We start from the raw sequence: 17,405 nt of genomic DNA on the forward strand, positions 1-17,405 counted from the left end.
AAGATTTAAATTGACCGCTGACGATTGTGTTGTTTAACGCTTGGTCAGAATAACCCTAATCCTACATCAGCAAGCTGATGAAGTTGACCATCAGTAGTTTGGTAGGTGGCATAGCCAAAAATAATATTTCCAGCAATAACATCCGATTGTTGATCGCTGATTAAATCAATCGATGCTATGCCTCTCTCAGCTAATGACAAGAATTCACCAGGTTCACAAATACCATTTTCATTAGCATCCTGCCATACCCCAAAGCGAGCCCAATCTTCATCCTGCATATCCAGAATACCATCAACATTGCTATCGTAAAGTAAACGCAATGCTTCCAGATCGGTTTTCGCATTCGGATGGGTGAAGGTAAATTCTTCTAGGCCATTGATAATTTTATCGCCGTTTAAATCGATTGCGAGTAGTCCATCTTGTCCATTGACCCAGCCGATAGTAGTTGTATTTTCCCGTCCAAACAAGGAAAAGGCAATTTGACTTTCATCAGGCGGAATTAAGTTAATACCATCATCGTTTAAATCTAAAATGATAGGAGGAACGATAACATTGATAGTTACTGTAGCCGCATTACTTGTTAATCCATGATTATCCGTGATCTTATAAGTAAAGCTATCGATATCTGTTGCTGCAAAAACACCGTTAGAATCGTATTGATACGTACCATCAGCATTCACGGTTAACAAAGCACCGGATGTTAGCGTAATCTGTACCCCAACATTTGCTGCCTGTCCTTCTACTTCACTAATAACAAAAGTATCGCCAGTATCGGGATCGGAATCATTAAATAGTAAGCATTGTGGATCAAGTGTTGAATTCACATCAATCACGGTGGTGCCATGCGTTGTATTACTATCATCAACAGCAATAGGCGCTTCATTAACACCATTAATGGTAATCGAGACGGTAGCCGTACTTGTGAGTCCGCCACTATCTTGGACAGTATACGTAAAGGAATCGATTGTTGATGCACCTACGGATAAACTGACAAATGCCCCATTCGGATTGTATTGATAAGTGCCATTGGCATTAACGGTTAATAAAGCACCCGATGCTAATGTGATTTGAACCCCCACATTGGCAGCCAAACCTTGTACTTCACTAATAACTAAGGTATCACCAACATCTGGATCGGTATCATTGATTAGTAAATTATGCGGATCGGATACCAAATTGACATCAATCATGGTATTCGCATCCGTGGTATTGCTATCATCAACCGCCGTTGGTGCATCATTGACGCCATTAATCGTAATAATCACGGTAGCCGTACTGGTAAGCCCACCACTATCTTGCAAGGTATAAGTAAATGAGTCGGTCGTTGAACTCCCTTGCGCTAAAGAATCAAACATATGATTGGGATTATAATTATAAGTGCCATCAGCATTTACCGTTAAGAGCGCACCGGATGCTAATGTGATTTGATTTCCGACATTTGCAGCAACCCCATTAACTTCACTAATTGAATGCGTATCACCCACATCATCAGTATCATTGATCAGTAAATTATGCGGATCAACTATGGTATTCACATTAATAATCGCATTGGCATCCGTTGTATTACTATCATCTACTGCAACAGGGGCACTATTAACGCCATTAATGGTAATAGTCACTGTCGCAGAACTGGATAATCCTTCTGCATCATGCATTGTATAAGTAAAACTATCGATTCCTTGACTACCCGCGGCTAAATAATTAAATACGCCATTAGGGTTATAGGTATATGAACCATCTGCATTCAGCAGTAATAAGGCATTGGAAAGTAATGTAAATTGATTCCCAACATTTGTTCCAAGACCATTCACTGCACTCACAATTTTAGTATCACCCGGATTGGGATCGGTATCGTTACTCAGAACGCCATTGACAGTGAGTACATCGAGAATAGTATTTTCATCTGTTGTTCCCACATCATCAACTGCCGTGGGTGCTTGGTTAAGCGTCACGGTAACCACCAAATTTGCACTATCTTGGCTACCATCATTATCAGTGATGGTATAACTAATGGTATCGAGTACAGTTATTAAATTATCATTTTGTGGCGCTGTTTTGCTGGTATCTAGCGTATAAATATAATCACCAATTTGATGACCACTTTGAACCGCAACATAAACTTCAATATCACCAAAAGTTGTGGGTGCATGAATAATGCCGTCAACAAGACCATCACTCGCATCCGTTACACCATTGACAGCGGTAATATCACCGCCATCAGCGCCAAATAATGAAATACCAAAACCATTATCATCGCTTATTAAATTTCCGGTGGCTGTATCGGAGCCATTAACAAAACAGAGTGTCTCACTCGCAGTATTGGTTTTTTCGGTGGCAATGGGAATATCATCATCAATGGTAATAGTTAGGGTATTGCTAGCGGTCGAACCATCACTATCAGTAAAGACATAGGTAAAAACTTGATTAATTGGTTGGTTATTTGTGTTATGCAATGGATTGCTTAATAAAAATGTATAGGCACCCGTATTTACATTAACGGTCAGTATATTTCCTTCGGTGGTTATGACAACAATATGCCCAAATAAAAAACCGTAACTTCCACCATTAATCGTCACACTAGTGACAGTTCCACCATCTGCCCCAAATCGATCTACCGGTGGATTAATTAATGTGCCCGAAAGTAATGCAGGAACATGAGATTGATCAGTTCCACTATTTTCTATAGCGGCTTCTGAAATGGTGCCACCATTTTGACTTGTTGCCAGCGGAACATCATCAATAATCGGAAAGGTTAATGTACCAATATTGGTTTCAAGATAAGTGTTTGAAAGACTATAAACAAAGTTATCAAAAAATATTTTAGTCCCGCCCATTTGTATCACATCATATAAGGGGTTACCTAACAGATGGGGGACGGCGTGATGTAATATATACTCATAATCACCTATTTGGTGGCCATTAAACGTCGATAGGTAAAAATTTAATTCATTACCTTCTGCAGTCGTTAAGGTAACGACATCGGAATTACGAATTTCTGATGATCCAGGTCGAATAGGTAAACCAAAATAAACATTGACTAAATTACCACCTGATGGCCCAAATGATGCCCCTTTTGTAAAGATATTCCCGATGCTAGTCGTAAAAGCAACCGTATCAAGGGTAACTTCGAAGATATCAGGCATCGTAATGGCGGGCGCGGTTGGCAAACCATGTTGTGGATTGGTCGTCACCGTGGGTGGAGACTGCACATTGGTTGTGGTCGTTGTTGTGATTGATGGCTGCGGTGCTGGAACTGAAATGACCAGATCGAGCATTTCAATCGGTTGATAATCAAAATTAACACTAACAACCTCTAATTGACTCCCTGAAGACTCAACGCGGCCTTCTTTCATGTATTGAGCCATTTTTATATTGTAAGCATTTCCCTCTGTCACGGGAATTTGAAATAAGTCTTCGAATTTTACATCAAGAAATTCATTTTCATTTGCATTTAATTTAGATTTGGCTACCGCATCTTCTATGGTCTTTAATAAGGCTGCTTCGTCCAATACGACATATTTATCCATTGCATTAGCAAATGAACTAGCAAGCACTTCATAAGGGAACACGCCCTCAAGACTGGGCGCAAAGACGTCTTCTTCATCTGATTGCTTCGAAGTTTGGTTAGCTACTTTTAATAAAGCCTCTTCGTCTAAAACTTTATAGCTGTCAATTGACTTCTCAAATGGGACAGCCAGTTTTTCGTAAGGGAATACCGCTTCGACAGTGGGAACGAAGATGTCATGATCATGTTCAATACGTTCTGGATTCCTTTCCATATAAAGAACATAAACGATTTCTTGATACCAAGCAAATAGTTTAGTTGTTTAACTATAAAAAGATATATTGTGTTAATTTAATGAATTAATTTACTGAGTTCAATAGGGAAGGTTTTAATATCATTATGGTCAATTTTTAGAATAGTTAAATTCGGTAATTTACCTAAACTTTCTGGAATACTCTTTAATTGATTATGGGCTACATTTAATTCTCGTAATTTTGCTAACCGTTCAAGCGCTTGCGGTAATACCTTTAAACTATCATGTGCAGCTTGCAATACTTCTAAAGCAATTAACTCGCCTACTTCCGTTGGTAATTCTGTCAATTCAGGATTATTTCCAATATAAAGTTCTTTAAGATGCTTTAAATGACCTATTTCTTTGGGTATTAAAGCAAGGGGATCTCCTTCAACATTTAAAATTTCTAGTTTTAATAAATGAGATATTTCACTTGGGAGTGATTTGATCAAACAATCTGCTATATCTAATTCTCTTAGTTCAGACATTAGACCAATTTCAGGAGGTAATTCTAAAATGTAGGAATCTTTACCAATGATCTTTAATCTTTTTATAATTTTCAATTTATTTAAGTTTAAATGAAATGCAAAGCTGGGAAGGCGTGTGATATATTTTAACTCCAAGTCATGATCTTCTACCGCATTTAGATAAGAGATAATAATATAAGTATTCATTTTAGTTAATACAGTATCAAGCGCCACTAAATCAATAACGTCTTGCAAACCATTTTCAACTAAAATAGCAATTTGTTGAAATAATTGCTTGATAATAATGCGATTTGAGCGTATCAAGCGCATGATATTATTTTTATTAACACGAAAAAAAGCGACTTCGTGTAATAAACGTTCTTGGTTTAAACGACTTTCTTCATTTTTAATTGATTCATTCATGTAATCATTCTCAAGTTTATGACAACGGTGTCTCTTGATGTTGTTGTTCTAATTGCTGTGTTATTGACTGTATATCAGTTGCAGCAGAAACGGCTGCAACTTCAGCGGTACTCATATCGGTATTGGTTGTACTTTCTGTTCCTATATTGTGCATTTCTGATGTATTTAATATGCTTTGATTATCTGTTGATTGTGGCGATGTGCTTGTCATGGACGAGAAATCAATGACAGCATGATCGCCAATGATATCTGGCATACTTAAGGTTTGCGTCTGAGTAGGCGCTATATTTAATGAAACATCTGCCGCGACATGCGATACTCCATCCACCGTTTGATAACTGGTATATCCAAATAGGGTGTTCCCTTCGATGATTTGTGATTGATGGTCTGAATTAACATTGATTGAAATAATGCCCATTTCCATTAAGGTTTTATATTCACCTGAATCTGAAATGCCATTGCTATTTTTATCTTGCCAAACACCAAATTTACCAAAGGAAGTATCTTCTACATTAAAAATACCATCATGATTCGTATCAAAGGTTAAACGTAACGCATCCAAATCTGTTTTAGCGTCGGGTGAATGGGCAGTTAAGGCAAATTCATCCATATTCGTTACTTTTCCATCCCCTTGATAATCGTAGATTAACAACCCATCACCGGGTTGTACCCACCCTATTTGATTTGTCCCATTCATATCATGAAAGGTATTTAAAGTGACTGAAGATTGCTCAGCAGAAATCAATTCTATATTGTTATTATTATTTAGATCGAGAATAACAGGGGCGCCTCCCGTGACATCAATATCAACATGTGCAGCGGTATTGGAGGCAAGCCCATTATTATCAATCGCAACATAATCAAAATTAGCCGTTCCATTGAAATCAGCATCTGGCACAAAATAAAGTTGAGCATTATTACCGGTAGCCGTAATCAACTCACTAGCTGATAGTACCTGCGTTAAAAGGTTATCTTTATATAAAATACCATCGGTGGGTAAAACATCTACTCTAAAATTTAAGATAGTCCCATCAACATCATTGCCGGCTAAAGTAATAGGAATGGTTGTATTTTCTAGACCGGAGGTTGAAACGGCATTAGCAACTGGCGCATCATTCACTCCCGTTACGGTAATGGTTGCTGTTGAAGTGCTAGTTAATCCTCCAAGATCTTGCATTTGATATGACACAACAACCGTCGCTGTTTCACCATCTGCTAAAAAATCAAAATCCGTGCCAGGATCAAATACCAGTTGATTACTAACCACATTGGCTGTTGCGGTTGAAATCGTCACATCATCAATGCCAAATAATGCACTACTAATTAGCACTGAATTTAAATTAAAGGTGCCAGGGACATCACCATTATCAATATCGGTATCGTTTGCAAGTACATCAACGGTCACTGGGGTGTTCTCTGATGTCGATGCCACATCAAGAGCAGCAACGGGTGCATCATTTTCACCGATTACGGTAATGGTAACCGTCTTCACGGCACTATCAGCACCATGCGCATCGGTGGCCATATAAGTAAAGGTAACGTCCTGTTTTTGGCCAGCCCCTAGCGCTTGAAAATCATTGCCTGGATCATAAGTAAAAGTTCCATCGTTATTATTAGTAACAGTACCTTGTCCTGCCAATAAATTATTCACGATGGTATAAGTTAAATTTGTTTGATTATTATCGCTATCGACATCATCTGCTGAAAATAAAATAGGACCAACTGGAGCACCATCTTCTGTGGCACTGATGGCTTGATCATTGGCGGTTGGTGCATCATTGACACCGGTTACTGTAATCGTCACTGTTTTTACCGCACTATCAGCACCATGCGCATCGGTGGCCATATAGGTAAAGGTAACATCTTGCTTTTCACCGACTGCTAAACCTTGAAAATCGCTGCCTGGGTTATAAGTGAAAGTGCCATCATTATTATTAGCAACAGTCCCTTGTCCTGCCGCTAAATTGCTTACAATCGTATAAGTTAAATTTGCTTGGTTATTATCGCTATCGACATCATCTGCTGAAAATAGAATAGGACCAACTGGAGCACCATCTTCTGTGGCACTGATGGTTTGATCATTGGCGGTTGGTGCATCATTGACACCGGTTACCGTAATCGTCACTGCTTTCACAGCGCTATCAGCACCATGGGCATCTGTGGCCATATAGGTAAAGGTAACGTCTCGCTTTTCACCGGCTGCTAGACCTTGAAAATCGCTGCCAGGATTATAAGTGAAAGTACCATCATTATTATTGGTAACTGTCCCTTGCCCTGCCGCTAGGTTGCTCACAACTGTATAAGTTAAACTTGCTTGATTATCATCGCTATCCACATCATCAGCGGCAAAGAGAATAGGACCAACCGAAGCACCATCTTCTGTGGCGCTAATAGCTTGATCATTGGCAAGGGGTGCATCATTGACACCGGTTATTGTAATCGTCAAAGTAGCTGAGCTTGTTAAGCCTTCAGCATCCTTCATTGTATAAGTAATGACTTCCTGAGCAGTTTTACCTACCGCTAAACTATCATAGACACTTGTTGGCTCGAATGAATACGAACCATCCGCATTTAACGTAAATAAAGCCCCTGACGATAAGGTAATTTGTTTGCCTACATTCGCAGAAACACCATCGACAGCGCTAACAATCTTGGTATCACCCACATCCGGATCGGTATCATTACTTAACACGCCATTTGCTGCAATAACGACTAAAGCCGTATTTTCCCCAGTGGTATTGGTGTCGTCGATAGCCACCGGTGACTCATTCAAATCAATATTGACTGTTAACGTCGAGGTGCTTTTATCGCCATCCGCATCCGTTAGCTCATAAGTTAACACATCATTTACATTTTTATTGGTATCGGCAAAGGCTTGTGGGATAAGTTTCATCAATGCCGGATCAAGCGAATAGGTATAACCACCTGTTGCCGTATCCACGATGAGGTGTCCATAAGACGTTGTCACATTAATAAAGCCATCAATCGTTCCGTCGCTTGCATCGCTTACACCATTAATTAAGGTTACTTTGCCACCATCGGCACCAAAGGTTGATGCAATCCCATCTGATAGTAAGTTTCCGGTTTTGGCCTCGTTGCCATTTACATACATAGCTGTCTCATCGACACTATTATTCTTAACATTGGCCTCAGGATGATCATCTTGAATATAAATAGTGATATTGCCAACGGCCGTTTGCAGAGTGATATCGGTAATCGAGTAAACAAATCGATCGGTAAATATTTCTTGCAAAGCATCGACATAATTTGAACCCCAAACGCTTTGCAAATGCAATATGGGATTATTGAGTGTATAGGAGTAATCGCCAGTTGTTCTATCAAAGACAAACACATTGCCTTCTGGGGTCGTTAAAGTGGTTACGCCAGCCGTATGGGTTTCGCTTGAACCGGCACGTGCGGGTACATTAAAAAATACATCCATCGTGAGTAATCCAGCACCAAAAGTTGCTCCTGTCCCGTTATTAAATGGGCCTGGCTCAGTAATATTACCGCTAATGGTAAAAGATTGCTGTGTGTTTAAAAGGGTTTCTGTAAAAATAACTTGTTGATCAGGTTGTGGAATATCGATAGGTGGTGCTTTAGGAGCATTTTCAGTTGGATTAGGCGTTGCGGTCGGTGGCGTGCTAAAAGAGTATGACTGTACAATGTTAATCGATAAAGCTTGTGGCTGTGATTCAACTTTGAGCAAAATCTCTTCATCATTTTGCGTCAAAGGGTTATTCATATTTAAGAATCGTTCAAGAGAGTTTACACTCCCTTCACTACCACTGCTGATTGTTTTGCCTAGCGTACTCCCACCTTCTTCAACAGAAATTTCAAATAACTGTTCAAACTCTAAGTTTAAAAAATCAGGACCTTGTTCATTATTAACAGCAAGTTTAGCAATCGCTTCTTCTATTTCAGCCAAAAACTGCTTTTGATCCATCTGTGCATAAACTTGAAAAGCTTCCTGAAAGGGGACTGATAATTCTTCAGTTGGCAGAAAATTTTGATTTGCATCAACGAAAATATCCATTAAACCAGAATTCAACAGTAATACGGCATCCATCGCTGGAGTAGCTTCGTGCGAAGCTTGATTTTGTTGAGTCCTTGTATCTTGCTTAATCCCTTCTTCGACTGTCTTTATTACCATTATCACTACCAACATGAAGAAAATGATGGAAAGATGCAATTACAGATATGCAATTTTAATTGCTTCGATAACTAAATTATACAATGATGAGGCCTTCATACATAGATCAAAGGTACTAGAAAGAGCTATAAATAGTAGTATTTTGACTGCTCATTTTATCAATAGTTACGATAATGGTACTTCGTGATGCTGTTGCTCCAATTGTTGTGTTACGGTTGAATTACTTGCTGACATTGACGTTGCTGTAAAGTTTTCAGTGTTTGTGCTTACATGAGTACCTACATTAGCATTTTCACTTTGAGTGTTTTCAGCAGGATTCGGTGCTTCTGATGCAACAGCCGCACTAGAAGCTTGTGAGGTGACAGAAGCATTTTGGCTCCCTGTTTCGTGATTATCTGTTGCCAGTGGAGCTACACTTTTAATGGCTGAAAAATCAATAACAGAATGTTCATCAACCACATCCGGCATATTTAATGCAACACTTTTAGTTGCAGGCGCAACACTGAGTGCAACGTCTGCAGCAAGGTGAGATACCCCATCAGCTGTTTGGAAACTGGTATAGCCAAATACGGTATTTCCTTCTATGATTTGGACTTGATGATCCGAATTAGTATTAATTGAAATAATACCCATTTGTGTTAGCGTTTTATATTCACCCTCATCTGAGAGCCCATTACCATTTTTATCTTGCCAAACACCAAAATTACCAAATAACTCATCTTTAGCATCAAATATACCATCGTGATTATTATCAAATTTAAAACGTAAAGCCTCTAAATCAGTTTTAGCTTCATCAGCATGAAATGTTAATGCAATTTCATCTATATTCGTCACTTTACCATCACCTTGATAATCATACACTAAGATACCATCACCTGGCTGAACCCATCCCATTGGATTAGAACCATGAGTGTCTCGAAATGAATTTAAAGTAACATTGGATTTATCATCGCTGACCAAATCAATACTATTATTATTATTGAGATCGAGAATCATAGGAGGTATCCCCCCAAATATAAGAGTTGCTGCTAAACTGACTGCATTATGATTATCTTGAATGGTGTAAGATAACTGATTAATAGATTCTGCTTCGCCTGTATAGGTAAATGAACCATCAGAGTTAACAATGATGGTTGATCCATCACTCAATGTTTCTAAAGTACCTAACGACAATGCCTGACTATTATAACTTAAACTTGAAACGACAAAAGTATCGCCAATATCAACATCCGAATCATTTGCTAAGATATCTCCAGTAACTACAACGGTACCGGTACCTGCGGTTGAAAAGGCATCATTGACAGCAGTTGGCGCATCATTAACTCCTGTTACTGTAACCGTTACTGTTTGCGTTCCGCTATCAACCCCATGTACATCTGTCGCTTTATAGGTGAAAGTAACATCTTGCTTTTCACCATCTGCCAATTCTTGAAAATCACTTCCTGGATTATATGTAAAACTTCCATTATTATTATTCGTCACTGAACCTTTTCCAGCCGCTAAATTACCCACTATTGTATAGGTTAAGCTTACTTGATTATCATCACTATCAACATCGTCACCAACAAATAATGTAGGGCCAACTGGACCACCATCTTCGGTTGCACTAATCGCTTGATCATTGGCGACTGGCGCATCATTCACGCCAATAACTGTCACCGTTACCGTTTGTACACCGCTATCTACACCGTGTGCATCGGTTGCTTTATACGTGAAAGTAACATCTTGTTTTTCCCCTGCCGCTAATCCTTGAAAATCGGCACCTGGACTATAGGTAAATGTACCATCGTTATTATTCGTTACAGAACCTTGACCAGCCGCTAAATTACCCACTATTGTGTAGGTTAAGCTTACTTGATTATCATCACTATCAACATCGTCACCAACAAATAATGTAGGGCCTACTGGACCACCATCTTCGGTTGCACTAATCGCTTGATCATTGGCGACTGGCGCATCATTCACGCCAGTAACTGTCACCGTTACCGTTTGTACACCGCTATCTACACCGTGTGCATCAGTTGCTTTATACGTGAAAGTAACATCTTGCTTTTCATCATCTGCCAATTCTTGAAAATCACTTCCTGGATTATATGTAAAACTTCCATTATTATTATTCGTCACTGAACCTTTTCCAGCCGCTAAATTACCTACTATTGTGTAGGTTAAGCTTGCTTGATTATCATCACTGTCTACATCATCCGCTAAGAATAAAGTAGGACCTACTGGACCACCATCTTCGATTGCACTAATCGCTTGATCATTGGCGACTGGCGCATCATTCACGCCATTAATGGTAATCGTGACATTAGCGGTATCAAATCCACCTGTACCATCGCTGACTTGATAGCTGAAACTATCTGTTGTCGATTCACCAACCGCTAAACTTTCAAATTTGCCATTGGGATCGTAATCATAACTGCTGTCGGCATTAGCCGTTAATAAAGCACCTGATGAGAGAGTAATTTGTTTACCAACATCTCCTGCAGCACCGTTAACTTGTGAAACACTCATGACATCGGATACATCGACATTCGTATCATTACTTAATAAACCATTAGCTGCTGTTACGGATAAAAGCGTATCTTCAGTTGTAACCGCATTGTCATCAACGGCAACGGGCAGATCATCCGTAATATTAATGGTCAATGTTTTACTTGCTTGTGTTCCATCATTATCCGTTAAAGTATACGTATAGGTTAGAATCTCAGGTTGATTATTCGTGTTATCGTAAGGATTATTCAATGTATAAGTATAAGCACCTGTCGCTTGATCGACAGCTAAGGTATTCCCTTCACTATCAGTTACCGTAATAATTCCTGCTGCAATAACGGTATTTCCCGTTGCATTAGATGAACCATCGCTCGATGCACTCGTCAAGACAACATTCGATATAATGCCGCTATCCGCACCTAATAACGTACCACTTGAAATAATATCACCCGTTAGTTGCAACCCAGAAGGATTAGGATTTGACCCCCCTGCTAAACTTGCTTCATCAAGGCTACCTGCACTTTCTGGCAAAGCGATAGGACCATCATCATTAATTGAAATAGTTAAGGTATTACTTGCTGTTGTCCCATCACCATCAGTTAAGGTATAAGTAAATGTTAATATCGTTGGTTGGTTGTTATCATTGCTATAAGCATTGTTTAAGGTATAAGTATAAGCGCCGGTAGCTTGATCGACTGCTAAAGTATTCCCTTCACTATCAGTTACCGTGATAATGCCTGCCGCAATAACCGTGTTTCCCGTTGCATTTGAGGCTCCATTACTTAGTGAACTTGTCAACACCACATTTGAAACAATCCCACCATCTACGCCTAGTACTGTGCTACCTGAGGTAATATCCCCTGTGATAGTAGGTGCATTCGGATCGGCATCGGAGCCCACAATCGGAATATCGGCCTCATTCACACTACCCGCCTCTTGTGCTAAAGCAACAGGACCATCATCATTAACCGAAATGGTTAATGTCGAACTTGCCACGGTGCCGTCACCATCGGTTAAGGTATAGGTAAATGTTAATATCGTAGGCAGGTTATTATTATTGCTATAAGGATTATTTAAAGTATAAGTATAAGCGCCGGTGGCTTGATCAACCGCTAAGACATTACCTTCGCTATCGGTTACTGTAATAATGCCTGCCGCAATAACCGTGCTTCCGGTTGCATTTGATATTCCGTTACTTAATGAACTCGTCAATACCACATTTGAAACCGTGCCACTATCTGCACCTAACAACGTACCATTTGAGATGATATTATCAATGACACTAGGCACCCCAGGAAAATTGGGATCAATATCATTCTCATTTACGCTACCCGCATCTTGTGCTAAAGCAACAGGACCATCATCATTAATTGAAATAGTTAAAGTATTACTTGCAATTGTCCCATCACTATCCGTTAAGGTATAGGTATAGGTTAATATCGTGGGTAGATTATTATTATTGCTATAAGCATTATTTAAGGTATAAGTATAAGCGCCGGTGGCTTGATCAATCGATAAGACATTCCCTTCGGTATCGGTTACCGTAATAACACCTGCTGCAATAACCGTATTTCCGGTTGCATTCGATATGCCGTTACTTAATGAACTCGTTAATACCACATTCGAAACGATGCCACCATCTGCGCCTAGTACGGTGCTACCTGAGGTAATATCGCCTGAGATAGTGGGTGCATTAGGATCGGCATCTGAGCCTACAACCGGAATATCCGCTTCATTTACGCTACCCGCATTTTGGGTTAAAGCGATAGGACCATCATCATTAATCGAAATGGTTAAAGTAGCACTTGCTTGCGAACCATCACCATCGGTTACAGTATAGGTATAGGTTAATATCGTGGGTAGGTTATTATTATTGCTATAAGCATTATTTAAGGTATAAGTATAAGCACCGGTGGCTTGATCAATAGATAAGACATTCCCTTCGGTATCGGTTACCGTAATAACACCTGCTGCAATAACCGTATTTCCGGTTGCATTCGATATGCCGTTACTTAATGAACTCGTTAATACCACATTCGAAACGATGCCACCATCTGCGCCTAGTAAGGTGCTTCCTGAGGTAATATCCCCTGTGATCATTGGTGCATTCGGATCGGCACTAGAACCGACAACCGGAATATCTGCTTCATTTACGCTACCCGCATTTTGTGCTAAAGCAACAGGAACATCATCATTAATTGAAATAGTTAAGGTATTACTTGCAGTTGTCCCATCACCATCGGTTAAGGTATAGGTATAGGTTAATATCGTGGGTAGATTATTATTATTGCTATAAGCATTATTTAAGGTATAAGTATAAGCGCCCGTTGCTTGATCAATAGATAAGACATTTCCTTCGGTATCGGTTACCGTAATAACACCTGCTGCAATAACCGTATTTCCGGTTGCATTCGATATGCCGTTACTTAATGAACTCGTTAATACCACATTCGAAACGATGCCACCATCTGCGCCTAGTAAGGTGCTTCCTGAGGTAATATCCCCTGTGATCATTGGTGCATTCGGATCGGCACTAGAACCGACAACCGGAATATCTGCTTCATTTACGCTACCCGCATTTTGTGCTAACGCGACAGGACCATCATCATTAATTGAGATGGTTAAGGTATTACTTGCGGTTGTTCCATCACTATCCGTTAAGGTATAGGTATAGGTTAATATCGTGGGTAGGTTATTATTGTTGCTGTAAGCATTATTTAAAGTATAAGTATAAGCACCTGTCGCTTGATTTATCGATAAAATATTACCTTCAGTATCGGTTACTGTGATCACACCTGCGGCAATAACGGTGTTTCCTGTTGCATTGGATGCACCATTACTTAATGAACTCGTTAACACCACATTCGAAATAATTCCACCATCTGCACCTAGTACGGTGCTACCTGAGGTAATATCGCCTGAGATAGTGGGTGCATTAGGATCGGCACTTGAGCCAACAACAGGAATATCGGCTTCATTTACGCTACCCCCATTTTGGGTTAAAGCAATAGGGCCATCATCATTAACTGAAATCGCTAAAGTTGAACTTGCTTGCGAACCATCGCCATCAGTTAAGGTATAAGTAAATGTTAAAATGGTGGGAAGATTATTATTATTGTTATAAGCGTTATTTAAAGTATAGGTATAAGCGCCTGTCGCTTGATTAACCGATAAAATATTTCCTTCACTATCGGTTACAGTAATAACACCTGCTGCAATAACAGTGTTGGCTGTTGCATTCGATGCGCCATTGCTTAATGCACTTGTTAACACCACATTCGAGACAATGCCACCATCTGCACCTAACACAGTGCCATTTGAGGTGATATCGCCTGTGATCGTTGGCGCATTGGGATTAGCATCTGTTCCTACTATCGGAATGTCCGCTTCGTTGAGAGCTCCCCCATTTTGAGCCAATGCTATAGGTATATCATCATTAATGGTAATGGTAATACTTTTACTAACGGTATCAAGATCAGCATCCGTAAAGGTAAACGTATAAACTAAAACCGTTGGCTGATTATTAATGTTGGTAAAAGGGTTATTTAAATTATAATCGTAGCTACCGGTTGCTTGATCAATTACAAAGGTATTTCCAGCAACATCAGTAACGGTAATTATTCCTGCGGCAATGACTGTCGATCCATTTGCTAAGGTTACGTTGGTAACGGAACCCCCATCTGCACCAAAAGAATTACTGGGTGGTGATATTAAACTTCCGGTCAATTGCTCTGGCGTGTTCGACTGATTGGATCCAACTGTTTGGATATCAGCCTCAGAAATTGCCATTGTGACTTGATCTGTTGCAACCGGATGATCATCTTGAATCACAATGCTAATATTGCCAACGGCTGTTTGCAAAGCCACATCGGTAATAGAATAAACAAAGCGATCGGTAAAAAATTCTTGGGTTATATCGACATAGTTGGGCCCCCACACACTGAGTAAATGTAATATGGGTTCATTTAACGTATAAGAATAGTCACCTGTCACTCTATCAAAAACAAATACATTACCTTCCGGTGTTGTTAATGTGGTTAAAGCAGCCGTATGCGTTTCACTTGAACCGGCTCGTGCAGGCACATTAAAGAAAACATCCATTGTTAATAATCCAGCACCGACAGTTGCTCCTGTGAAATTATTGAATTCACTAGGAACAAAAATATTACCACTCACTGTAAATGATTGTTGCGTATTTAAAAGGGTTTCTGTAAATATAACATGTTGCTCTGGTGGTGGAATATTAATGGGTGGCGTAGTCGGCCCTTTTCCATCGGGATTTTGCGTTGGCGTCGGAGGGGAAACAAAAGCATAAGAATTAAACGTGTTAAAAGCTAAATTTTGTGGTTGTGATTGTACTTTTAATAAGTCTTCTTCATTAAGGCTCAACTGAAATATATTAAGTGCTCTATCAAGAGACGTCACACTTCCTTCACTGCCGCTTGAGATAGCTCTTCCTGAGGTACTACCCCCTTCTTCCACTAGAACATCAAATAATTGTTCAAACTCTAAATTTAAAAAATCAGGACCTTTATCGTTGAGTGCTAATTTTGCAATCGCTTCTTCAACTTCTGCTAAAAAATCCTTTTGATCCATTTGAACATACGTTTGAAAAGCTTGTTCAAATGCGTTTGAGATTTCTTCTGCTGGAAAAAAATTTTGATTCGGATCAATAAAGATATCCATTAAGCCTGAGCTTAATGTTGAAATATCATCAATCATCGCTACGTTATGAGCATGCGTGCCCGACGTACCATCTTGTTCTGTTTTTTCTTGGTTCGTCCCTTTACCTTGTTTTGATCCCTCTTCAGCTGTTTTTATTACCATTAGATTACTCGCTATAGTGGTAGCGTTAAATCGTGTAATTGCATTAGAAAACATCAAATTTGTTTACTAGATAACAAAATTATACTGTTGTACTTGGCAGCAGATAGTGGTCTTTGGTACTAGAAATGCGAATAAAGGGCTATTTCACTGATTTTTTCTTCAACAAAATGACTTTTAGGGAAGTACACTCTAGCAGGTGCGTATTATAATTAGTAAGGAGTAGAGGTACTCGATGGATTAGGAACTAGCAAGGAATTAATGTGCTGCGTTTAAAAGCTTTGATACCGTTTCTATTTACAGCCTTCATAAGCCAAGACGGATTTGCGCAAACACCGCAAACGGCCGGGGCTTTTCCTATTTCTGCGCCTCAACAACCTGCTGATCCTGCAAAAATTGAATTAGGCAAAAAACTCTATCAAGAACCGATGTTTGCTAAAGATCTCTCTGCTTCGTGTGCGAGCTGTCATCAATTAAAAAATGCAGGCGTTGATAACCTTCCACAGTATATTGGTATGAATAAACAAGTGGGAGCAGTCAATACACCCACTATTTTAAATGCGAGTCTGAATTTTCGACAATTTTGGGATGGGCGTGCAAAAACCATTGCTGAAGTTATCAGTGATCATGTCAAAGATAAAAGCATTTTTGACAGCAGTTGGCCAACGATTATTCAACATCTTTCTGAAAACAGTATTTATACTGAAGATTTTAAAAAGATTTATCCACAAGGTATCACCAAAGCAACCATCGAAGATGCTTTGACGGTTTACATAGAAAACTTATTAACCAATAATTCCAATTTTGATAAATTCATGGCTGGTGATCGTAATGCATTAACCAATGATGCACAAAAGGGATTCCGCTTATTTAAAAAATATGGTTGCATCTTCTGCCATCAAGGTCCTAATTTAGGCGGCAATCTTTATCAACGTCTCGGTATTTATAAAGACTATTATGCCGACAAAGGGCCTCCCAAAAAATCGGATTTAGGTCTTTATAATGTGACAGGCAAGCCTGAAGATAAATATGTCTTTAAAGTGCCAACGCTACGCAACATAAGTAGAACGGGACCTTATTTACATGATGGTTCCATTAAAACGCTACCTGAAATGATTCAATTAATGGCAATTTATCAAGTTGGGCAACCTTTGAGAAATGATGAAGTGAATTCAATCGCAGCATTTTTGCAAAGTTTAAACGGACAACCTGATAATGATTTAATCACTAATCAAGAGAAGTAAGAGA

The 17,405-nt window shown here is 39.4% G+C and carries 5 protein-coding genes; 1 reads left to right on the plus strand and 4 read right to left on the minus strand.

What is annotated here, in order from left to right; genetic code table 11:
* Positions 1–44 precede the first annotated feature (44 nt).
* From HT99x_RS10260 to HT99x_RS10275, 4 genes are all read right to left on the minus strand, one after another.
* Entirely contained in the window at positions 45–3,779 is a 3,735-nt protein-coding gene (locus HT99x_RS10260; RefSeq protein ID WP_075065004.1) for a cadherin-like domain-containing protein, read from the minus strand.
* A gap of 77 nt (positions 3,780–3,856) precedes the next feature.
* Positions 3,857–4,687 carry a leucine-rich repeat domain-containing protein gene (locus HT99x_RS10265; protein ID WP_075065003.1) on the minus strand — a complete coding sequence of 277 codons (831 nt, stop codon included), beginning with the start codon at positions 4,685–4,687 and terminating at the stop codon, positions 3,857–3,859.
* Between the two features lie 16 nt (positions 4,688–4,703).
* Positions 4,704–8,840 (minus strand): cadherin-like domain-containing protein, encoded by a 4,137-nt coding sequence (locus HT99x_RS10270; RefSeq protein WP_259566317.1) that lies wholly within the window; start codon positions 8,838–8,840, stop codon positions 4,704–4,706.
* A 165-nt stretch (positions 8,841–9,005) separates the two neighbouring features.
* A complete protein-coding gene (locus HT99x_RS10275) occupies positions 9,006–16,160 on the minus strand; it encodes a cadherin-like domain-containing protein (protein WP_075065001.1) in 7,155 nt (2,384 codons plus the stop codon).
* A gap of 260 nt (positions 16,161–16,420) precedes the next feature.
* On the opposite strand from HT99x_RS10275, the gene HT99x_RS10280 reads away from it, so the two are divergent.
* Positions 16,421–17,401 (plus strand): cytochrome-c peroxidase, encoded by a 981-nt coding sequence (locus tag HT99x_RS10280; protein ID WP_083482756.1) that lies wholly within the window; start codon positions 16,421–16,423, stop codon positions 17,399–17,401.
* Positions 17,402–17,405 lie beyond the last annotated feature (4 nt).

The sequence above is a fragment of the Candidatus Berkiella aquae genome (assembly GCF_001431295.2).
Taxonomy (GTDB): Bacteria; Pseudomonadota; Gammaproteobacteria; order Berkiellales; family Berkiellaceae; genus Berkiella; species Berkiella aquae.

What these genes read in the sequence shown, in the direction of transcription:
- HT99x_RS10260 (WP_075065004.1), bottom strand. Translation starts at nt 3,779, where the DNA reads ATGGAAAGGAATCCAGAACGTATTGAACATGATCATGACATCTTCGTT.
- HT99x_RS10265 (WP_075065003.1), bottom strand. Translation starts at nt 4,687, where the DNA reads ATGAATGAATCAATTAAAAATGAAGAAAGTCGTTTAAACCAAGAACGT.
- HT99x_RS10270 (WP_259566317.1), bottom strand. Translation starts at nt 8,840, where the DNA reads ATGGTAATAAAGACAGTCGAAGAAGGGATTAAGCAAGATACAAGGACT.
- HT99x_RS10275 (WP_075065001.1), bottom strand. Translation starts at nt 16,160, where the DNA reads ATGGTAATAAAAACAGCTGAAGAGGGATCAAAACAAGGTAAAGGGACG.